Below are 19,691 nucleotides of genomic sequence, written 5' to 3' on the forward strand. Positions count from 1 at the left end.
AACTAACCTCTGTTGGAATCCTCTAAACCTAATACAAACGGCATGCTGGATATAGGGCGCTTATCGGTCGTCCGTTTTCCAGCCACTGATGTGGAGGCAGACCAGTAGAATCAGGTGTTCTCGCATTTTTTAGACGGTCTATACAACAGCAGAGCCTCCATTACAACTCCAACAAACAGATTACGAGTCTCATTCAGATCACGGTGAAACACCAATCAGCCAGATCGGTAAATCGATCACAGATCGATATTTACTGATTTCCTGTTTTGCCCATCCTCTCGTCTTAAACCAAGATTTCCCACCCCAATCTGACTTGTTCTCCGGAACGATGAGAATTGCCTCGTTAATGTACCCCTGTTCATACTCCACTTGGAGCGTTAAGAGATTAGTCAGGACAGCTGTTCTCTTGGATCCAATATCAATTTCTATCGGAGTACCATCAAAATAGACATCGACCCGTTTATTCGGGAGGGTCTTTGGACGAACCTCAGTCGGATGGCCTCTATCACGGAACGCGCGTTGAATCGGCTTTGAGAGCGATCTATCACCTCGATCGGAGGTGTCCAAATTGATCGAAATGTCCTTCTGGAGTATACCTCTCACTCTTCCTTTCACTTCTTCATCACGAACACCGCCGCCAAGGCTCGTTTCTTCTTTAATCTCCATTATCTGTAGTCAGTGTATCAGTTAGGATACGGGCCCAGGATAAAAATGAGTGCTGTGTTCAGTCCCTATATTAGCACGAGATCTGAGATATATTAGCTCCGGAGGATTTCAACAGAGCCGAGTGGGCTAGTTCTTGTTCGCAATCTTTCACTGAGGAGAACAGTAGATTTCTTTCTCAAAACTGATCTCGCGGCGCCGAGTCAGCCGCCAACCAGTGCGCGCCGATCAGGTCAGTCTCGATTTGCTCGCGTTTGTGTTTCACGTCGCCCTCGCCGATGAGCGCGTAGCTGAACACGAGATCCTCGTCACGGTTCCGCCGGTGCTGATACAGCCGGTTCTTCAGGTTCCCACTCTGTCCGATGTACTCTAGCGGCTCTGGCTCCTCCCGGTCCCAGATCCGATACACGCCCGGTTCAGTCGGGAGTCCGTACGCGTTCGCAAGTGGCTCCGGTTCAGTCCAGTTGAGTCCCATCCACGAGGGACTTGTCGGCTCCTCGGCGTCCGTCCACAGGAGTGGCCCAGCGCCGGGTTCCGTGTTCGGTTCGGTCTCTCCCTCAACGAGCTTCCCACCCGTGAACCCGTTCTCGCGCCGGCTCGACCGCTTGTAGCCCTCGATGATGCGCCCGAAGTTTGCCGTCGTGTTCTCGCCCGACTCACGGCGGTACACCGCGATCAGCGCCTCCTCAATCGCGAGGCGTCGCCGTCGTTGGTCAACGTCAATAGGCTCGGTGACCGACACCTGAAAATCAGGCCCGTACTCCTGTCGCACCGCCCAGAGGCTCGGCGCCGCGACGTGCGGGTCCGTGTACGGCATTTCCTCGTCGTAGCAGCCCGCGAGGGCACGGAGGCGACCGCGGAGGCTGCGGCCCGTCTGTCCGATGTACGAGAGCCCGTCGCGGTCGGGATGTCGAACGCGGTAGAGTCCGGGATTCATGGAAATCTCCGAGAGTTCGCCGTCGGCTGGGTTCAGACTCCGCCACGGTGACCACTCGAAACCCATCCAGTCCGGTGCGGTATAATCGCTGACGTTGACCCGTTCCATTTAATGCTCTTACTTCTCAGTCGTTCCTGAAAACGACTACTGTTTGATTATTTTGGTTTCTACACTCAGAGATCGGGAGAATCCGGGTACTCCACTAGCCGGATACTGTCAGAAGTCTCCCCGGTCTCGTGATCGAGGTCGTCTGTGAACAAGAGCCCTCGAACAGCGACCGATTCGAGGATGTGTTCCGTCTCTTCAACGTATTCTCCGTTCTCATCGGCGTGCCTGACGAACGCCATATATTCCAGTAGTTCTCGTAGTCCACTGGCTGCGTACTGGACGTCTTGTGTGTATTTGACCTCCCCAATGAGGACGTCGTCAAGCATCCACTCTCGGTCCCCGTCCTGCTCGAAACGCTCCAAGACGATATCCGGACGACCACCCCAAAGCGAGTCGCTTTGCTCTCGTCCGAACAACTCCTCCGAGAGCGAACTCCACTCCTCGAGGACCTTGCTAAGCCGGTACAGATACCCGTCTGGTTTGATCGTTTCGCCCTCGATTCGTTCGCGGAACGTGAGCGCTTCACCAGTCGAATTGTGAGACAGTACGTATCTGGACCCGTCCTGCTCCCACTCCGCAACTGCCGACGGACGATCACGCCAGTCTGCTAACACCCGATACCGAGCGGAATCAAATTCGTTCAACACGCTGAAAACCCAATAGAGTTCGAACAGTTCCTCTGCCTTCTCCGGGGCGATCAGGGTGTGGTTCAGAATCTCTCGTGCTTCTTCCGTATCGAGTTCGTGACGCATTAACTGCCGGTACCGACTCAGTAGCTCCGCTGCTTCCCGGTAGAAGGCTGACCGCGACCGCTTTACTGACTCGATCATACGCTCCGTCACTGCGTCCTCTTCAATATCGATCCGCTGGAGATACACATTTCGCTCGTAGACACGCTCTAAGACCTTCGTCGCAGGTTCCGCACTACGATCAGGATCCTCGATTGATGACGTCCATGCCGACAACCAGTCGTACCCTTCCGGATTCTCTAATGCGTATTCGAGGTTCCCGGTCACGATCTCATGAATCACGGTCAGAAGCCGTTTGAGAACCAGATTCTCGTCGATGTTGTAGTGTTCCTCCGGCTCAGAACACACGAACACCGGTTCATCCAATCGCCCCTTTCGTGCCCGGGATTTCACAGTTTTTTGCCAATCGATGCGTCCGCGAACCTCTCCACGATATTCCTGTGACTGCGGAGCCGTCGTGGTCTTCATCCTTCGGATCCGGTCCTCCAACTGTCGCACGAAATCCACAACACCGACTTCTCCGTCCTCTCTCGTCTCTGTTAACACAAAATGAATACGCAACAGTGTCTCAAGATCATCAATATTCAGCTCAGCATGCGCTGAACCGATGACTTGATCGAAGCGTACACCGCGCCGTAGATAGGTATGAAAGTCGGCCGCAACCGCATCGAGCAATTCCTCCGTACTAGCTTTCGCCACGGTCAGCCACTCTCGCGTTGTAACTCCACTTGGAAGAAGTCCCTCGCGACCGCCCACAGTTCGTCCGTGTTGTCCTCGAGGGCTGCGTCAAGATCCCGAAGCACCTGCTCCAGCCCATCGTGACGTAAACCCTCCAGTTGGGGAAACACGTACATGATGATCGGAGACACGAGATCAGGCTCGCTTTCCGTCGGTGTCCCGCTAACGTAGTCATACACGTCTTCAACGATCGCGGGGCCGACAGCCCTGGATCTGTTCACTGCCCGCCAGACCCGACCAATCGCCTCGTACAATTCGTCGTTTTCCGGCGCTTTTCCTTGATTCCATACAGTGACGTACTGCTCGACGAGGTCCGCTAACTCTTCACCGTCACCTTCCACGTCGGGTGGGAAGTCTGGAACCCCGACTGGGATAAATGCCCACCGGCGCATGAACGCGTAACTCATCTCGTATAGGGACGTCTTGTCTAGCGTGTTCATGGTCGCGAGCATCCGCCAATCTTCCGGGATGAAAAACTTGTCCGGTGCGACCTCTACATCTCCCCGTGATGAATCTAGGATCTCTATGGGGTCCCCGTCTGACCCATCGAACGGCAACGTCACACTCTCGCCTGTCAGCGCCGAGAACAACGACCCGAACGCCTTGTCGATGTCCGCGCGATTCAGTTCATCAATGATCAGCCACTCGTTCGACGGAGTTCCTTGTTCATCCTTCTGGAACCTGTCTAAGACGATCCCTGGCTGAAATTCCAGTCTGTTCTCAGTAGTGGTTTGATATCCACCGACTGTATCAAATGTCGACCAGTCCGCCGAGGCAGTCACCAGCTCAAACTGATCAGAACCGACTGTCTCCTCACAGACCTTTCGAGCTAATTTGGTCTTCCCGGTTCCTGGCGGTCCGAATAGGAGTACGTGATTTCCCGAGATCAGTGCCTCTCTGATCCGGGTGCGGATCCGATTCCATTCCTCATTTGGAAAGTGTAGACCGCTTTGTTTGACAGTTACATCAGAGTCAGGAACCGAGAGTTCTTCTCCGTAATCCGAATATCGCGATTGTTTATCGTTGCCGCCAGGTGAATCTGGATACGTATTCAGCAGATAGTTTGCGGCCTCAGGTGTGAGATTACTGAGATACGATGACTGAATTCCGGTTGCGTTGATCGGGTATTTTCCCTTGCCTTGTTTAATCTCATCTCGACGTAGAATCGGGGCGACTACGTCGATATCCCGGGGGAGATCGAACACCTCCATGTCAACGTCCACCCGCCAGTACGTCTCATCATCCTCCGCATTCTCTAACTCTGAACCAGATACCTCATACGCCTCTGTTTGAACCACAGAATGCGCACGGACGGCGCTATCCCAGTAATGAAAGAGAACATCTCCCGGTTCGAGTTTCGTTAGATCCCGTGTCCAGTAGGTGTCAGGGGAGCGAAGGTACCCTTTGTTCCTCTCAGCCGGGTCGTTTTGACTCACCCAATAGTAGTTCGTACTGGTTATATCGTTACTCTCGACCCAATTGAAGAAGCTATCAAGGTGTCTAAAATTCGGTTCGAACGAATACATGTCGCGCACTTCGTAGAAGCGGTCTACCTCGTCTAGATACCCTGAAAGTCGACCGGACATCTCGTAGTCGAAAATATTCTGCATTCCTGTACGCGAGCGGTCATTGCTGATTGGGTATTTTGTCGGATGTAGGAAGTAGAGAATCGGTGACAGAATTCCATTTTGAATTCCTTCAATTCCCTGAGCAGCAAAGTCTTCGATCGCAGCGTCGATTTTGTTACGATCGTCAGACTCGATCGCTGTCGATAGTAAGTCGAAAGCAACCTCTTCATGTCCTTGGATAGGAACAGTATACTTCCCTTTGCCGACTATTCCAGTACCGTCTTCAATTCGATCCTCGATCGCTTCTTTGGCGGCGTCATCGATATTGAGGTCCTCTATTCTCTCTCGCTTGTTTTCCGGTGAAAAGGCATCGTCATTCTGGCACAGATTGTAGATAGTTCGCATGTCATCTTCATCAATAGAGCCGGTATCAACGAGACCGCGAACAAGACGACGGACAGCTCTCGAGGTGTTTTGAACGTGAGCCTTGTCCTCCTCCCAATCGTGTTCCTTCAGATAGCGTTCGACCAATCCGTCCAAATCAGTCGACGAAGGGAGTTCATCCATACTATCTGTTACCATCAGAGTGGGATAATAAAATCATACCGGAGGGCTAGTTGCCAGCGACCACTGTCGTGGGGAGACACCTACTCATCAAAACGCGCTCTTCGAGGCGCTCGAGGTTTTTGAATTAGGATACTGGCAACGACAAACTATGTCTCGACTCGTCCGCTTCACAAATCCAAGTGTCTAATATGAGATATACACCAGAAAAACGCATTAGTTTCGTAGCTTCAAGTGATACCAGCCTGAGACTGAGACGACGCGTGCCCACCGAAGCCCACTTTATAAGGACTATGGCTCACCCTGTTGGCCGTCTCATCATAAAGCGTTAGGCGTCGTGTGAAGATGGGTCCATATGACGATTATCTATCGGTTTCGTTCAATGGAAAATTTGGTCCACGAACACAGTGAGCTTGAGAATCAGGAACTCGTTCTTTCCTCACCACGATACTTTAACGACCCACTTGAGGGATATCAAGATGTTTTTTGGGAAGGAGATGAGGTCCTGTGGGAGAACCTTCTCCGACATTATTTATTGAACCTACATCAGGCAGCCATTGTCTGTGCGTTATCTGAGGATGACGAAGCTCTTGAGGAATATGCTATAGACCCTAAACTCACCCGTAGTGATCTTAGCACGGATAAACTTCGCCAACAATTTGATTCCATCTGTCAGTCTTTTTTTGAGGAGAGAGGATTCGAGAAAATCCCATCAAGTCTAGCTTCCCTGCCAAAGCCGCTGAAGAGGAACAATCTCCAACAAATTTTGTCGACTATCCACAACTCGGCACTTGAGTCTGTATTGGAGAAGATGAGGACCACGGGAATGGTGTCCGGGTGGCCAGAGGCTACGACTTCAGGAGATCTTGAAACCGTTGATGATCTGCTGGTGGCTCTTTCTGGCGCTATGGACAATGGGAATGAAGAACTGTTAGAACCTGCGGCATCGCTAGTCGGCCCCCTCGAATCGCACATGTACTTAGAGCAGATGGTTCAGACGGAAGCAGAGCAGTTTGAACTTCCCCATAAGAAACATCACCTACTATACAAGTCGTTCCCCAGCCGGTATATTAGAGAGATAACTACTTCGCTAATTCACACAAATTGGCACACATTGTGTTTCGCAAAGGAATGCGCAAGTCCTCCGATGTGGGCCACGTATGCAGACGAACATAGAGGGGCCGCATTAATGTTCCGCGCAGACTGCCAAACTGACGAATCATGGGGCGAAATAACGGTCAATGGGAGAACGGGTTGGAACGGTACGGAGCCTATATTTGGGGACATAACAGCATCATTACATTGTGTTGACTATGAATCCCCGCCGCCAGAAGTGAACTTTTTCCGTTTTTTAAGTACGATCCCACTCCCAAAGCTTGAGTCCGCGTGGCATTCCACTCCAGATGGAAAAACTAGTGAGATCATAGATGAAATTATAGAAGATCAGGATGCTTGGAGAGAAGATCTTTGGGACCATTTCCACAGCATGTCAACGAGGAAGCTAGGCCAATGGGAACATGAACAGGAAGTTCGCATGGTACTACCCGACCTCTCGGGCTTAGAGGACTCCCACCGGAAGGTCACATATGATATATCTCAGCTTGAAGGAGTTGTATTTGGCCTACGTACCAAGCTGGAGGATCGTTTTGAGGTAATGCGAATTATCTCCGAAAATAATCAAGGAATCGATTCTTCGCCTGTCGATTTTTACCAGATGATTTTCGATGGAACCGAATTTAAGAAGGTGAAACTGAACATCGCATAGTTATGTTATATACTAGGCCAGCAAAGCGGTTAAAAATATCAATTATATTTGTCCGCCTCGATTGATTCGATACCAGATCCAGCCAAAGCCAGATCGTATGTAAAGAGGCATTCTGCCAAACCCATCTGCTATATTTCACAGGCAGTTTTTGATAGATATGAGAGAAGCCAAACTCCACCGTGATAAGTAAGCCAGCTGTATTGAGCGATCCCTGACTACTGATAATTTGTTGAGATAAGGTTTCAGTTCGGTTTCAGAGGCAAGAACACCGGGATACATATACGAATTCGAATCCAGCGTTTTGTATATGAGTAACACCGATGCCAATTCAGGTTGGTTTGAATCGGTCCCACCTGACAATCTTGAGGCTGCTCGGAAAGCCATCGAGAAAGGAAGCGCAGAATCGCCAAAGGATTGGCCCAAAAAGGCTGTTGAGGCTGGATTCGTGGAAGACAAAGAGAAATACTATGATAAACTCCACGAAGCAGCAAATTACGCTGCCCGAGAAGCCGTCAAAGAACGGGAAAGGGCAGATGATCAACAATTAAAGCATAGTATTCGTGCTATGGACGACGCCGAGCGCGTCGCCAACGAGCTCGCCGAGCGCGCCGTCGAGTGGGCTGGGAGCCTCTTCGACGACGTCGGCTCCGGCGTCGACGGCGCCCGGGCAATCGCGGCGCGCGAGCCGGAGAGCGAGGTCGAGCACCGGGCGGTCTCCCTCGCTGAGCGCGCCGCCGAACTCGACGACGAGCGCGCCGAACTCGCCGACACGATCGGCCGGATCGCGCCCGCGGTCGCCCCGAACCTCGCCGAGATGGCCGGGCCCGAGCTCGCCGCGCGCCTGATCGCGCTCGCGGGCGGGTTAGAGTCGCTCGCGAAGAAGCCGTCCGGCACGGTTCAGGTGCTCGGCGCCGAGGACGCGCTGTTCGCGCACCTCTCCGGGCGCGCGCCCTCGCCGAAACACGGGATCATCTACACCCACGAGTTCGTCCGCGGCACGCGACCCGAGGACCGCGGCTCCGCGGCGCGGGCGCTCGCCGGGAAGCTGACGCTCGCGGCGCGCGCCGACCACTACGCCGGCGAGCGGCGGGCGCGACTCCACGACGACCTCCGCGAGCGGATGGCGACGATCCGGGCGCGGGCGGACGATGAGGGGGCGGGCGACGGCGAGGGAGCGGCGACCGACGGGGGGTCCGCCGATGAGTGACTCTGCCCTCCCCGACGGCGTCGAGCGCCGCGAGTTCGACGGCGAGGAGCGCTTGGCGACCCGCGGCGAGCCGGTGTACGGCGAGCCGACCGCCGACGGCTGGCGCGCGTGGGACCCCGAGCGGTCGAAGCTCGGCGGGATGCTCGAACTCGGGTTCGAGACGGGCCTGTCGGGCGGCGAGACGGTGCTCTACCTCGGCGCCGCGAGCGGCACCACGGTCAGTCACGTCGCCGACTTCTCGGGTCCTACCTACGCGGTCGAGTTCGCTCCGCGGCCGGCGCGGGACCTGCTCGACGCGGCGGCGCCCCGCGAGCGGCTGTTCCCGCTGCTCAAGGACGCGCGGAAACCGGAGACGTACGCCCACGTGGTCGAGAGCGACGTGGACGCGGTCGTTCAGGACGTGGCCACTCGGGGACAGGCCGAGGTGGCCGTGCGCAACGCGGAGTTTTTGGCCGAGGGCGGGCGGCTCCTGTTGGCGATCAAGGCGCGCAGCGAGGACGTGACGGCGGCGCCGGAGGCGATGTTCGAGGGCGCGCTCGACCGGCTCCGAGACGCGTACGAGGTGCTTGAGACCCGGCGACTGGACCGGTTCCACGAGGACCACCTCGGCGTCGTCGCGACGCCGAAGTGATCACTCGTCCGGGTCGAAGATGTCCTCGATCCGGCAGTCGAAGTGATCCGCGAGCGCGAACGCCAGCTCCAGCGACGGGTCGTAGCGCTCGCGTTCGATCGCATTGATCGTCTGGCGGGTAACCTCGACCGCGGCGGCGAGGTCGGCCTGGCTCTCGTCGGTCTCGTCGCGCCTGTCGGGGATATCGTTCCTCATGTGCGGTTCACAGCCGGTACTTGTGGTAGATCACGAACGCGCCGTACGCGACGAAGACCGCGAACAGGGTCCACATCGCGCCGTAGAACTCGCCCGGAAGCGTGACAAGGCCGCTCTCCTCCAGCACCAGTCCGCCGGGGGTACCGAAGATGAACACGTACGCGAACAGCTTCATCGTGTAGTGGCCGGCCTCTCGTTCGATGGTCGTGTCGCGCTCGTCGTACAGCTCGACGGGGCTGAACCGCTGGACGAGTCCCATGCCGAGACCGCCGGTCCAGTACAGGGCGACGCCGAGGACGAAGCGGTCGACCGCGATGCCGACCCACAGCGCGAGGATGCCGGCGCCGAGCAGTCCGTAGGCGATTCGCTTGTACCGTTTTCGGGTGGAGGGCCGAGTCGTCGCGGAGGTCGTGTGTTCGCTCATGGTGGAGGGTAAAGCGAGCGCGCGTTGTGTGTAAAGCCCGCTTTACAGTAAAGGACACTTTACATTTACTAATAAAACTATCGCCGGCGAGGATTCTGGCGGAAAATCGCGCGAGAGCCGTTCGTACGCCGTGTTTCCCGGGATCACCACGACGGCGGTGAGAAGCCGGCGTCTTCGAGGATGGGCTTCCACCGCTTCTGGACCGAGAGCCGGGAGACGTCCATCGCGTCGGCGACGGCGGACTGCGAGCGCTCCTCGCCGCGGATCAGGCCGGCGGCGTAGAGGCTGGCCGCGGCCGCGACGCGCTTCCCGCGGTCGTCCTCGGGGGCTCGCGAGAGGAAGAGGTCGACCGCGGTCGAGCGCGTCTCCTCGTCGAGGTCGAGCGAGACGCACGCCTCCTCGACCAGCTCGATCCACGCCTCGTTGTCGACCCGGTCGCTCGCACGGTACACGCGCCGGAGTAGTCGAGGGAGGGATATAAACGGTCCCGTCCGTCATCGCGGAATCACCCGCAGTCACAGCCCCGGATCCGCGCGCGGTCGCCGCCCTCAAGTCGCCCGCTCCCGTAGCGCGCGTATGTCGACACAGCAGTGGGACGAGACGCGGGTCGGGGCGCTTCACGACGACCTCGTCGAGCTGTACGAGCCGGTCGATCGGGTGGCGGAACACGGTGCGGACCCGACGGCCGAGCCGGGCGAGGGCGTCCGCCAGCTGGTGACGACGATCCTCTCGCAGAACGTCGCCGACGAGAACACGCGGCGCGCCTCGGAGGCGTTGTTCGAGCGCTACGACGACTTCGCGGCGATCGAGGCCGCCGACCACGAGGAGCTGAAGGAGACGATCCGCGTGGCGGGCCTCCCGGACCAGAAGGCCGCGCGGATCCAGCGCGCGCTGACCGCGATCCGCGAGGAGACGGGCGGCGCGTACTCGCTGGCGTTCCTCGACGCGATGCCGACCGACGAGGCGAAAGGCTGGCTCACCGAGATCAAGGGCGTGGGCCCGAAGACCGCCAGCGTCGTGTTGAACTTCCACTTCGGGAAGCCGACGATGGCGGTCGACACGCACGTCGAGCGCGTCTCGAAGCGGTTCGGCCTCGTCCCGGAGTCGGCGTCGAACGAGCGCGCTCACGAGGTGTTAGACGAGCTGGTCCCCGACGAGCTGATCTACCCGCTTCACGTCCTCCTGATCCGGCACGGTCGGGAGCGCTGCTCGGCCCGCGGCGCCGACTGCGACAACCCCGTTTGCGACGCGTACTGCGACTGCGAGTTCTGCCGGTGAGCGCGGCCTCTATGGTCGTCGCGTCGATAGGATCGGTCACGCATGTTCGCGCTTCTCGGAGCGGTTCTGAACGCCGTCCAGACGGTCGACCATCTCGCCGTTGAGTTCGTCAGCGCGATCCGCACGTCGCTTCTGACCGTGATGATGACCTCGATGACCGGGCTCGGCTCCGTCACGGCCGGAGTCGTGTTCGTCGGGCTGTTCTACCTCGCCGGCTGGCGCGAGGAGTTCGTCAAAAGCGTCGTCGCGCTGTCGCTGCTCGGCGTCGTCGTCTGGGGGCTGATGTCGCTCGTCGAACGCCCGTTCCCGCCGAATCCGATCTGTATCACCGAGGGGGACACCGGCGTGACGAGCTCGTTCCCCTCGGGACACGCGGCCGCCGTGACGGCGTACGCGGCGATCGCGCGCAACTCCGACGAACTGCCGTTCGCGATCGCCGCGGGCTTCGCCGGGCTGATCTCCTTCTCGCGGATCTACCTCGGGACGCACTATCTCTCTGACACCCTCTTCGGGATGGGGCTCGGGGTCGCCGCGGTGCTGTTCGCGGAGCGGCTCCTCGGTCGGGTCGGTGAGGACGCGGTGCTCGACCTGTTGCCGTTCGAGACCGACATCTGAGCGGAGAAGCGGGTGGCCGCGGGTCGGTAGCGACAACTATTTTTGAACCACTCGGGTACGGTAACTCGCGCGCGGGTTGCCGAGCCAGGCCAAAGGCGTAGCGCTTAGGACGCTATCCCGTAGGGGTCCGCCGGTTCAAATCCGGTCCCGCGCACTGAACGGAAGCCGACGAGCGAAGCGAGTCGGCTGGAGTGAGGGAGCAGGAGCGGATTTGAGCCCAGCGAGAAAGGCGCAGCGAACGGAGTGAGCGAGCATTTCTCGCCTCGGTTCGAATCCGGTCCCGCGCATTTTGCGGCGAACAACTCTTGAGCCGCAAATGCGTGCTGAGGATTCGAACCAGGGAACGAGGCAACAACAATTATAACCTCAGTCACGGCGTAACGCAGGCAGATGCCACGCCCTCCGAACGTCTTTCTCCTGTCCGCCGACGCGCTCAGAGCGGATCACGCGACCGAACTCGTCGAGGCGGTCGCGGAACGGACGGGCGGAACCCGGTTCTCGAACGCGGTCGCGCCGGCCTCGCACACGGCCAGTTCGATCCCGGCGCTCGCGACCGGGAAGTTCATCGACGAGGAGGGGGCGGTCGACGACCCGCTGCTCCCGTCGTCGCTCTCGGCCGACGGCTACCGCACCCAGCTGTTTACCGACAACCCCCTCGCCGCCGACGCGCTGACCGAGCGGTCCGTCGGGGAGGCCGGCGGGCTGAGCAACCTGTTGGACGACCTGCTTCCGCGCGGGGTGACCCGACCGGTCGAGCAGGCGTATTTCCGGCGACTCTGGCCGACTTTGCGCCGCCTCGGGCTCGCTGACCCCTACTACCGGCCGGCGGCGCGGCTCCACGAGCGCGCGCTGGAGGCGCTGTCAGGGGAGACCGACCCGGTGTTCTGCTGGCTCCACTACATGGACACCCACAGTCCCTACTACGTCCCGAGCGACGGCGGGGCGGCCGGGTCGCTCGACCCGGACCGGGCGGCCGCGATGAGTCGGAGTCTCACGATAGGAGACGCCGCGGACGTGGACCGGGCCGAGGCCGAGACGGTCGCGCGGCTGTACCGGCGGGCCTGCGAACACCTCGGCGGGTCGGTCGTCGAGTTCGTGAGCGAACTCCGGGAACGGGGGCTGTACGAGCCCGACCGAGACGTGCTCGCGGTGACGGCCGACCACGGGGAGTGCCTCGACCCCGAGCGGGGAGTGTTCGGCCACCTGCCGCCGGCCTCGTGGGAGTCGCTGGTCCACGTCCCGCTCGTCGTCGCGCGGCCCGACTGGCCGGAGACGACCGTGGACGAGCAGGTCTCGCTCGTCGACCTACCCGCCATGCTCCGGCCCGAGCCGGGAGCGGCGGCTCCGCCGACGGCGTTCGGCCGGGAGTACGTCGAGACGGTCGCGGGGACGCTCACGGCCGCGGGGGTCGTCCGCGGGGTCCGCCGGGCGGACGGGGAGAAGCTGTTCGGGCGGCGGACGGCGGACGGCACCGACGCGGTCCACGCCCGCTACGAGGTCGGCGACCCGGCCGCGGAGACCGTCGTCCGGGAGCCGTACGGCGACGGCGCGACGGCGACGAGCGTCCCCGAGGGGCTGCTCGAACGGGCGGCCGAGGCGGGCGGTCTCGTCGGCGACGAGCAGTACCTGTCGGGCGTCGACGAGTCGCACCTGCGGGCGCTCGGATACGTCGAGTAGGGGGACGCGTCACGCGCCGACCTCAGGCGGGCCGTCGCGCAACAGGAGCGCGCCGGCGAACAGCCAGATCGCGACCTCGACGTAGAACGACGGCGTCCAGAGGTACTGGAGCGCGAACGACCCGGGACCGGCCCCGATGGAGTTCCAGCTCCGAACGACCGGCCAGAGGAGGAACACCGTGTTCTCCGGTCGGCCGTTGATGGTGATGTGGGCGGCGTCCGCGACGAGGTGCGTCGCCCAGCCGACGCCGACCGCCGGAAGGGCGGCGAGAACCGCCGCCGCCTCGTACCGACGGGCCGCCAGCCACCCGGCGCCGAGGACGCCCGCGAACAGCGCGGAGTGGACGACGGAGTGATAGGTGGGCACGAGCCCGGCCATCGCCAGCGGCTTGTCGACGACGTCCGGGAGCGCCGCGCCCGCGACGACCCACGCCACCGGGAAGCGGTTCCGCGCGACGAGCGCGCCGATGAGGAGGTGGGTCGCGAACAGCATGGGCGTGCTACGCGCTATCGGGATTTCTGCGTTGCGCTCCGATCGGCGCGCGTCTTACCGCCGCGGAGGGGGGACACCGAATCGGAGCCGCTACTCCGCGTCCGCCGCCGACACCCGCACCACCTGCTTGCCGATGTTGTCGCCGGAGAACAGTCCGAGGAAGGCGTCGGGGGCGTTCTCCAAGCCCTCCACGACCGTCTCGCGGTGTTTCAGGTCGCCGCTCGCGACCCACTGCCCTAAGCGCTCGCTCGCCTCGCCGAACCGGGTGGCGAAGTCGCCGACGAGCAGGCCCTGGACCTTCGCTCGCACCGGGATCAGCTGCGGGAGCTTGCGCGGGCCGGTCGGGACCTCCTCGTCGTTGTAGTGGGCGATCTGGCCGCAGACGGCGACGCGCGCGTCGAGGTTCAGCCGCGTGAACACGGCGTCCGTGATGGGGCCGCCGACGTTGTCGAAGTACACGTCGACGCCGTCGGGCGCCGCCTCGTCGAGCGCGGCGCGGTAGTCGTCCGTGGTCTTGTAGTTGATCGCGGCGTCGAAGCCGAGGTCGTCGGTGAGCCAGTCGGTCTTCTCGTCGCTGCCCGCGAAGCCGACCACGCGGCAGCCGTTCCGCTTCGCGATCTGACCGACGACCGAGCCGACCGCGCCCGCCGCGCCGGAGACGACGACCGTGTCGCCGGGCTTCGGCTCGCCGACGTCGAGGAGCCCGAAGTAGGCGGTCCGCCCCGGCATCCCGAGGACGCCGAGGTACGCCTCGGGATCCGCGACGCTCGGGTCGACCGGCGCGACGTCGTCGGCGTCGAGGGTCGCGTAGTCGGCCCACGTCCCCTCGCCGGTCACGAGGTCGCCCGCGTCGTACGCGTCGCTCTCGCTTTCGACCACCTCGCCGACGACGCCGCCCCTGAGCGCGTCACCCACGTCCCACGGTTCCGCGTACGACTCGGCGTCGCGCATCCGGCCGCGCATGTACGGGTCGACCGAGAGGAACCGGGTGCGGACGAGGAGTTCACCCGGTGCGGGGGCGGGGACGTCCGTCTCGCGCAGTTCGAAGCTGTCCAAGTCGGGCTCGCCGGTCGGCCGCTCGGCGAGAAGCCACTCGCGGTTGGTGTTCGTCACGGTCGTCGTTGGCGGATGGAACGCAATAGGGTTTTGACGCGGGCAGGCGCCGTGGGGATCCGGAAGTCGGGGCCCGCGCGACGACGGCGGCCCCGCGAGGGCTCTCCGTCGCGCGGCGGGACCGACACGCGACCGCCGGGCCGCCCGCCGACGGAGCGCCTCACGCGACGGCGACGCCGTTGCGGGTGAGGTAGTCGCTCGCGGCTTTGATCTCGACCGGACTGCCGATGATCCGGTACTGTTCGGCCGTCTCGACGACGGTGACGGTGAACCGGGCTTCGAGGCACTCTCGGTGTCCGTCGAGCGCGCGGCGCGGGAGGACGATCTGCGTGCTGTCACGGAGGCTCGACGGGTCTGGCATTCGGCGTGAGCGAGAATTATTCGGCGCCGATATAACCGTGTCGAAGTATCGGCGTTCCAACCACTCCTACGGCGACGATCCGTCGGTTCGCGGAGCGCGGTCGGGCGGTTCTGTCCGCGCCGCCGAGCGTGCGGTTCGGTCCGCGCCGCCGGGCGGGCGGTTCGAAGGAACACCTTTAACGAGCCGACCGGCCGAGAGACGGGTAATGGGACTGGAGGAGGAGATCGAGGACCTCCGCGAGGAGATCGCCGAGACGCCCTACAACAAGTCAACGGAGGCTCACATCGGGCGCCTGAAGGCGAAGCTCGCGGAGAAGAAGGAGAAGCTGGAGAACCAGTCCTCCGCCGGCGGCGGCCACGGCTACGCGGTCGAGAAGCACGGCGACGCCACGGTCGCGTTGGTCGGGTTCCCGAGCGTCGGCAAGTCCACCCTCATCAACGCCCTCACCAACGCCGACAGCGAGGTGGGCTCCTACGAGTTCACCACCCTCGACGTCAACCCGGGCATGCTGCAGTACCGCGGCGCGAACATTCAGATCCTCGACGTGCCGGGGCTGATCGAGGGGGCCGCGGGCGGTCGCGGCGGCGGGAAGGAGGTCCTCTCGGTCGTCCGGACCGCGGACCTGGTCGTGTTCATGCTCTCCGTCTTCGAGATCGAGCAGTACGACCGCCTTCGCGAGGAGCTGTACGCGACGAACATCCGCCTCGACACCGAGCCCCCGAACATCAACATCCGGAAGACGCACAAGGACGGGCTCGGCGTGACGATGAGCGACGACGTGAGCCTCGACGAGGAGACGGTCAAGCAGGTCCTCCGCGAGTACGGCTACGTCAACGCGAAGGTAACCATCCCCCACGACCTCACCATCGACGAGCTCGTCGACGCCGTGATGGACAACCGCGAGTACCTCCCCTCGATGGTCTCGGTCAACAAGGCGGACCTCATCGACAAGAGCTACCTCCCGACCGTGAAGGAGGAGCTTCGCGAGCGCGATCTGGACCCCGACGACGTGATCTTCATCTCCGCCGAGGAGGGGCTCGGCCTCGACGGGCTCAAAGAGCGGCTCTGGGAGGAGCTGGGCGTGATTCGCATTTATATGGACAAGCCCGGTCGGGGGGTGGACTACGAGGAGCCCCTCATCCTGTTCGAGGGCGACACCGTCGGCGACGCCTGTTCGAAGCTCGGCGGCGAGTTCGACGAGCGATTTAAATTCGCGCGGGTGTCGGGCGACAGCGCGAAACACGACGACCAGCAGGTCGGGAAGAGCCACGAGCTGGCCGACGAGGACGTGTTGCGGATCGTCGCTCGGAAGTAGACTTTTAAATAGACGTTGGCAGCCCTATCGCCTCAGGCGCTCCCTCCGTTCGCTTATAAGTAGCTCCCAGTCGATCGGTGGTGGCCACCTACAAAGCCCCAGCAGCTCGGCTCTAAGCAAGTATTACTGGGCCGATTACCGCGTTCTGGCCAGCCGTTCTCTTATAAATACCTGACAGTGGATCGGCGGCGACCACCGCCAAAGCCCCAGCCGTGAGGACTCGATGCGCTCGTTGCGGTCCTCGGCGCTCACTTCGTTCGCGCCTGCGGTCCTTAACGTCGCGCGTCTTCGTCCTCACGGCTGCCCCTTTGAGTCCCGCCCCGCACCGCTCCGCCCCGCACCTCAGGCCTCCCCAGCCTCGCGGCTCGCTCGGGGCTCCCTCCGGTCGCCCCTCGCTCACCGCTCCCTCGCACGCGCTCCTCGCGCCCTCCGGGCGCTCGGAGGCGCGCGCCACCGAATCCTCGGACTCCATTTATACCAATACCACGTCCCCGCGCCCGACCGAAAGGCGCTTTTCGCGGGGCCGCGACCGTCGGGTATGCTCACGGTCGCGCTCGCGGGCAAGCCGAACGCCGGCAAGTCCACCTTCTACACCGCCGCCACGATGGCCGACGTCGACGTCGCCAACTACCCGTTCACGACGGTCGACCCGAACCGAGGCGTGACCTACGTCCGCACCGAATGCCCCTGCCTCGACCGCGAGGAGCGCTGCGGGGCGGAGAACTGCCGCGACGGGAAGCGCTACGTCCCGGTCGAACTGCTCGACGTGGCCGGACTGGTCCCCGGCGCCCACGAGGGGAAGGGGCTCGGCAACCAGTTCCTCGACGAGCTGACGAACGCGGACGTGGTGTTGAACGTCGTCGACGCTTCGGGGGCGACGAACGCCGAGGGCGAGCCCGTCGAGGTCGGGAGCCACGACCCCCTCGACGACGTGGACTTCGTCGAGGAGGAGATGGACCTGTGGCTCGCCGGCATCGTCGACCGCAACTGGGAGGGCGTCGAGCGCCAGTCGCGCTCGCCGGACTTCGACCTCGAAGCCGCGCTGTCGGACATGCTCACGGGGTTCGGCGCGACCGAGCGCGACGTGACCGCGGTCCTCCGCGGGCTGGAGTACCCCGACGATCCGAAGGCGTGGACCGACGACGACCGCGAGGCGCTCGCGCGGGCGGTCCGCCGCCGCACCAAGCCCATCGTCGTCGTCGCGAACAAGGTCGACGCGGCGCCCGACGGCGCGGTCGACCGCATCCGCGAGGGGACCGACAAGCCCGTGATCCCCGCGACCGCGGACGGCGAGCTCGCCCTGCGCCGCGCCGCGGAGGCAGGCGTCGTCGACTACGACCCGGGCGACGAGTCGTTCGAGGTCGTCGGCGACGTCTCCGAGAGCCAGCGCGCCGGTCTCGACGCGCTCCGCGAGTCGATGGCGGCCCACGAGGGGACGGGCGTTCAGACCGCGCTGAACGCGGCCGTCTACGACCTGCTCGACCGGATCACGGCCTACCCGGTCCAGGACGCCGGCAAGTGGACCGACGGGACCGGGAACGTCCTCCCGGACGCGTTCCTCCTGCCCGCGGGCTCGACCCCGCGGGACCTCGCGTACGCGGTCCACTCCGACATCGGCGAGGGGTACCTCCACGCGGTCGACGCGCGCGCCTCGCGACGGATCGGCGAGGACCACGAACTCACCGAGGGCGACGTAGTGAAGATCGTCTCGACCGCGGGCCCCTGATCGGGGCGGATCGACGCCCTCTCGGTCCTGCCGGGTCCTGCCGGGCTCCGCCGCGTCCCGCTCCGAGCCCCGCCGCCGCTCACTCCAGCGAGCGCGCGTACGTCACCTGTTTGGGCTCGAACCCCGCGTCCCGGTAGAACCGCCGCGCGCCGTCGTTGCCCCACTCGCAGGAGACGGTGACGTAGTCGCGGTCGGCCTCGCGAGCCATCTCCGTCACCCGGTCGACGACCGCCGTGCCGTACCCTTCGTTCCGGTGTTCCGGGTCGATTTCGAGGTTCACGACGTCGAGGTACCGGCCGCGCTCTCGGGAGGGTCGGTCACCCGTTTCCAGGGTGACGAACCCGACCGTCTCGCCGTCGACGACGACGAGGTAATCGGTCGTCGCGTCGTCGTCGAGGTGCGCGCGGAAGCCGTCGTCCGGGACCTCCGTCGCGTCCGAGTAGACGATTTCGTTCAGCGCCGAGTACGGCTCCATCGCCGTCGCGAGGTCGTACCACCGTTCGACGAGGGCGTCGAGGTCATCCTCGCCGGCTTCCACGAGTTCCATGTCGGTCCACGAGGGCGGACGGCCCCTTCAGCGTTCGTCTGGCGTGGGTCGCCGTCGCGTCCGGGGCGCCGAGGCGGGCCGAGCGCGCGCCGTGCGACCGACAGGCACATGCGGGTCGCCCGAGACGGTCCGACAGAGAGCGGCCATGCTCGGGCTCGAACACGACTTCCGGATCGTCGACACCCGCGCGACCCTCGACCCCGACGAGTCGTCGGTCGCCACCCACGGACGAGACATCTCGCCGGAGCGGCTGGAACGCGAGATGCTCCAGGCGGGGATCGTCCGCGCGGTCGCGAGCCCCGGCCAGCGCGCCGCCGGGCGGAGCTACCTCCGGGCGAACAACGCGGTCGCGCGCCTGTCGATCGACCGCCCGTTCGTCGCGTTCGCCCGCCTCAACGGCCCCCGCGACCCGGGAACTGGCGCGGTGTCGGTCGTCCGGAACCTCCGCGCCGAGCGCGACGACCACCACACCCGACCGGACGACGTCGAGCAGTACTCCTACGACGACCGCTTCCACGGGTTCACGCTGGCGCCCCACGTCGACGGCCTCCCGAACGAGGACGTGCTGGCTCGGCTGGAGGACGCCGACCTCCCCCTCTTCGTCCACGCGGGCCGGGAGTTCCCGCCCGAGGCCGTCGAGACGGAGCTGCTCGGCTACGACCTCCCGGTCGTGTTAGGGAGCTTCGGGGGCTACCCCTTAGACGCCGAGCTGATGAACGAGACGCTCGACCTGCTCGACGAGTACGACCGGCTGTACGTCGACACGAGCGCGGTGCGGTACCGCGAGGTGCTCGAACGCGGCGTGTTGGAACACCCCGACCGCGTCCTCTTCGGCTCCGGCGCGCCCGACGTCCACCCCAACGTCGGCGTGATGGAGGTGCTCACCCTCGACGTCTCCGAGGACCTGATGGCCCGCGTGCTGGCGAAGAACCCCGCCCGCCTCGTCCCCGCGCTCGCCGAGGGTGCGGACGTCTGACGGCGGTGACCGCCGCCCGCGAACCGCCTCTCGGCGCCGAAG

At 62.7% G+C, this 19,691-nt stretch carries 20 protein-coding genes and 1 tRNA gene; 10 read left to right on the forward strand and 11 right to left on the reverse strand.

Annotated elements, in window-relative coordinates; genetic code table 11:
* Positions 1 to 198: 198 nt before the first annotated feature.
* From DVK07_RS06150 to DVK07_RS06165, 4 genes are all read right to left on the reverse strand, one after another.
* Positions 199 to 666 carry a hypothetical protein gene (locus DVK07_RS06150; RefSeq protein ID WP_121596241.1) on the reverse strand — a complete coding sequence of 156 codons (468 nt, stop codon included), beginning with the start codon at positions 664 to 666 and terminating at the stop codon, positions 199 to 201.
* Between the two features lie 175 nt (positions 667 to 841).
* Complete coding sequence (locus tag DVK07_RS06155) at positions 842 to 1,600, reverse strand: GIY-YIG nuclease family protein (protein WP_233565385.1); 759 nt, start codon at positions 1,598 to 1,600, stop codon at positions 842 to 844.
* A 173-nt stretch (positions 1,601 to 1,773) separates the two neighbouring features.
* Positions 1,774 to 3,156 (reverse strand): hypothetical protein, encoded by a 1,383-nt coding sequence (locus DVK07_RS06160; protein ID WP_121596242.1) that lies wholly within the window; start codon positions 3,154 to 3,156, stop codon positions 1,774 to 1,776.
* 2 nt (positions 3,157 to 3,158) lie between these two features.
* Positions 3,159 to 5,330, reverse strand: coding sequence for an AAA family ATPase (locus DVK07_RS06165; RefSeq protein WP_233565386.1), 2,172 nt, complete (start codon positions 5,328 to 5,330; stop codon positions 3,159 to 3,161).
* A 388-nt stretch (positions 5,331 to 5,718) separates the two neighbouring features.
* Between DVK07_RS06165 and DVK07_RS22055 the strand changes: the two genes are divergently transcribed.
* The 3 genes from DVK07_RS22055 (at position 5,719) to DVK07_RS06175 (ending at position 8,930) form a co-directional block, all read left to right on the forward strand.
* Positions 5,719 to 7,092, forward strand: a complete 1,374-nt coding sequence (locus tag DVK07_RS22055) for a hypothetical protein (protein ID WP_147441084.1) — start codon at positions 5,719 to 5,721, stop codon at positions 7,090 to 7,092.
* A 307-nt stretch (positions 7,093 to 7,399) separates the two neighbouring features.
* On the forward strand, positions 7,400 to 8,299 hold the full coding sequence (locus DVK07_RS06170; RefSeq protein ID WP_121596244.1) for an NOP5/NOP56 family protein: 900 nt from the start codon (positions 7,400 to 7,402) through the stop codon (positions 8,297 to 8,299).
* Positions 8,292 to 8,930 carry a fibrillarin-like rRNA/tRNA 2'-O-methyltransferase gene (locus DVK07_RS06175; protein WP_121596245.1) on the forward strand — a complete coding sequence of 213 codons (639 nt, stop codon included), beginning with the start codon at positions 8,292 to 8,294 and terminating at the stop codon, positions 8,928 to 8,930. The genes DVK07_RS06170 and DVK07_RS06175 overlap by 8 nt, the downstream gene beginning before the upstream one ends.
* Here the strand turns inward: DVK07_RS06175 and DVK07_RS06180 are convergent, their stop codons facing one another.
* The 3 genes from DVK07_RS06180 to DVK07_RS06190 form a co-directional block, all read right to left on the reverse strand.
* Entirely contained in the window at positions 8,931 to 9,125 is a 195-nt protein-coding gene (locus tag DVK07_RS06180) for a helix-turn-helix transcriptional regulator (protein ID WP_008365549.1), read from the reverse strand.
* 7 nt (positions 9,126 to 9,132) lie between these two features.
* Complete coding sequence (locus DVK07_RS06185; protein WP_121596246.1) at positions 9,133 to 9,549, reverse strand: DUF2178 domain-containing protein; 417 nt, start codon at positions 9,547 to 9,549, stop codon at positions 9,133 to 9,135.
* 143 nt (positions 9,550 to 9,692) lie between these two features.
* Positions 9,693 to 10,001, reverse strand: coding sequence for a transcription initiation factor IIB family protein (locus DVK07_RS06190; RefSeq protein ID WP_121596247.1), 309 nt, complete (start codon positions 9,999 to 10,001; stop codon positions 9,693 to 9,695).
* 124 nt (positions 10,002 to 10,125) lie between these two features.
* On the opposite strand from DVK07_RS06190, the gene nth reads away from it, so the two are divergent.
* The 4 genes from nth (at position 10,126) to DVK07_RS06210 (ending at position 13,119) form a co-directional block, all read left to right on the forward strand.
* Positions 10,126 to 10,827 carry an endonuclease III gene (gene nth, locus DVK07_RS06195; protein WP_121596248.1) on the forward strand — a complete coding sequence of 234 codons (702 nt, stop codon included), beginning with the start codon at positions 10,126 to 10,128 and terminating at the stop codon, positions 10,825 to 10,827.
* Positions 10,828 to 10,869: 42 nt separating this feature from the next.
* Positions 10,870 to 11,442 (forward strand): phosphatase PAP2 family protein, encoded by a 573-nt coding sequence (locus DVK07_RS06200; protein WP_121596249.1) that lies wholly within the window; start codon positions 10,870 to 10,872, stop codon positions 11,440 to 11,442.
* Positions 11,443 to 11,511: 69 nt separating this feature from the next.
* Positions 11,512 to 11,596: transfer RNA gene (locus DVK07_RS06205), tRNA-Leu, on the forward strand.
* Between the two features lie 236 nt (positions 11,597 to 11,832).
* Positions 11,833 to 13,119: a sulfatase-like hydrolase/transferase gene (locus DVK07_RS06210; RefSeq protein WP_121596250.1), complete on the forward strand. Its 1,287-nt coding sequence runs from the start codon at positions 11,833 to 11,835 to the stop codon at positions 13,117 to 13,119.
* 9 nt (positions 13,120 to 13,128) lie between these two features.
* Here the strand turns inward: DVK07_RS06210 and DVK07_RS06215 are convergent, their stop codons facing one another.
* The 3 genes from DVK07_RS06215 to DVK07_RS06225 all read right to left on the reverse strand — a co-directional run bounded on the left by DVK07_RS06215 (position 13,129) and on the right by DVK07_RS06225 (position 15,085).
* The gene (locus DVK07_RS06215; protein WP_121596251.1) at positions 13,129 to 13,611 is read right to left on the reverse strand and encodes a hydrolase; all 483 of its coding nucleotides are present in this window, start codon (positions 13,609 to 13,611) and stop codon (positions 13,129 to 13,131) included.
* A gap of 90 nt (positions 13,612 to 13,701) precedes the next feature.
* Positions 13,702 to 14,724, reverse strand: coding sequence for an NADP-dependent oxidoreductase (locus DVK07_RS06220; protein ID WP_121596252.1), 1,023 nt, complete (start codon positions 14,722 to 14,724; stop codon positions 13,702 to 13,704).
* 160 nt (positions 14,725 to 14,884) lie between these two features.
* Positions 14,885 to 15,085 carry a hypothetical protein gene (locus tag DVK07_RS06225; protein WP_121596253.1) on the reverse strand — a complete coding sequence of 67 codons (201 nt, stop codon included), beginning with the start codon at positions 15,083 to 15,085 and terminating at the stop codon, positions 14,885 to 14,887.
* 205 nt (positions 15,086 to 15,290) lie between these two features.
* Here DVK07_RS06225 and DVK07_RS06230 point away from each other — a divergent pair, with 205 nt between their 5' ends.
* Together DVK07_RS06230 and DVK07_RS06235 are read left to right on the forward strand one after the other, a co-directional pair.
* Positions 15,291 to 16,400, forward strand: a complete 1,110-nt coding sequence (locus tag DVK07_RS06230; protein ID WP_121596254.1) for a GTP-binding protein — start codon at positions 15,291 to 15,293, stop codon at positions 16,398 to 16,400.
* Positions 16,401 to 16,938: 538 nt separating this feature from the next.
* Positions 16,939 to 18,126, forward strand: coding sequence for a redox-regulated ATPase YchF (locus DVK07_RS06235; protein ID WP_121596255.1), 1,188 nt, complete (start codon positions 16,939 to 16,941; stop codon positions 18,124 to 18,126).
* Between the two features lie 79 nt (positions 18,127 to 18,205).
* Here the strand turns inward: DVK07_RS06235 and DVK07_RS06240 are convergent, their stop codons facing one another.
* The gene (locus DVK07_RS06240) at positions 18,206 to 18,673 is read right to left on the reverse strand and encodes a GNAT family N-acetyltransferase (RefSeq protein ID WP_017342746.1); all 468 of its coding nucleotides are present in this window, start codon (positions 18,671 to 18,673) and stop codon (positions 18,206 to 18,208) included.
* A gap of 145 nt (positions 18,674 to 18,818) precedes the next feature.
* Between DVK07_RS06240 and DVK07_RS06245 the strand changes: the two genes are divergently transcribed.
* Positions 18,819 to 19,649 carry an amidohydrolase family protein gene (locus DVK07_RS06245; protein WP_017342745.1) on the forward strand — a complete coding sequence of 277 codons (831 nt, stop codon included), beginning with the start codon at positions 18,819 to 18,821 and terminating at the stop codon, positions 19,647 to 19,649.
* Positions 19,650 to 19,691 lie beyond the last annotated feature (42 nt).

The sequence above is a fragment of the Halorubrum sp. Atlit-26R genome (assembly GCF_003666015.1).
Taxonomy (GTDB): domain Archaea; phylum Halobacteriota; class Halobacteria; order Halobacteriales; family Haloferacaceae; genus Halorubrum.

Coding starts and splice junctions, on each gene's coding strand:
- DVK07_RS06155 (WP_233565385.1), bottom strand. CDS start 1,600: ATGAATCCCGGACTCTACCGCGTTCGACATCCCGACCGCGACGGGCTC.
- DVK07_RS06150 (WP_121596241.1), bottom strand. CDS start 666: ATGGAGATTAAAGAAGAAACGAGCCTTGGCGGCGGTGTTCGTGATGAA.
- DVK07_RS06230 (WP_121596254.1), top strand. CDS start 15,291: ATGGGACTGGAGGAGGAGATCGAGGACCTCCGCGAGGAGATCGCCGAG.
- DVK07_RS06235 (WP_121596255.1), top strand. CDS start 16,939: ATGCTCACGGTCGCGCTCGCGGGCAAGCCGAACGCCGGCAAGTCCACC.
- DVK07_RS06200 (WP_121596249.1), top strand. CDS start 10,870: ATGTTCGCGCTTCTCGGAGCGGTTCTGAACGCCGTCCAGACGGTCGAC.
- DVK07_RS06175 (WP_121596245.1), top strand. CDS start 8,292: ATGAGTGACTCTGCCCTCCCCGACGGCGTCGAGCGCCGCGAGTTCGAC.
- DVK07_RS06210 (WP_121596250.1), top strand. CDS start 11,833: ATGCCACGCCCTCCGAACGTCTTTCTCCTGTCCGCCGACGCGCTCAGA.
- DVK07_RS06165 (WP_233565386.1), bottom strand. CDS start 5,330: ATGGATGAACTCCCTTCGTCGACTGATTTGGACGGATTGGTCGAACGC.
- nth (WP_121596248.1), top strand. CDS start 10,126: ATGTCGACACAGCAGTGGGACGAGACGCGGGTCGGGGCGCTTCACGAC.
- DVK07_RS06245 (WP_017342745.1), top strand. CDS start 18,819: ATGCTCGGGCTCGAACACGACTTCCGGATCGTCGACACCCGCGCGACC.
- DVK07_RS06170 (WP_121596244.1), top strand. CDS start 7,400: ATGAGTAACACCGATGCCAATTCAGGTTGGTTTGAATCGGTCCCACCT.
- DVK07_RS06215 (WP_121596251.1), bottom strand. CDS start 13,611: ATGCTGTTCGCGACCCACCTCCTCATCGGCGCGCTCGTCGCGCGGAAC.
- DVK07_RS06185 (WP_121596246.1), bottom strand. CDS start 9,549: ATGAGCGAACACACGACCTCCGCGACGACTCGGCCCTCCACCCGAAAA.
- DVK07_RS06240 (WP_017342746.1), bottom strand. CDS start 18,673: ATGGAACTCGTGGAAGCCGGCGAGGATGACCTCGACGCCCTCGTCGAA.
- DVK07_RS06180 (WP_008365549.1), bottom strand. CDS start 9,125: ATGAGGAACGATATCCCCGACAGGCGCGACGAGACCGACGAGAGCCAG.
- DVK07_RS06225 (WP_121596253.1), bottom strand. CDS start 15,085: ATGCCAGACCCGTCGAGCCTCCGTGACAGCACGCAGATCGTCCTCCCG.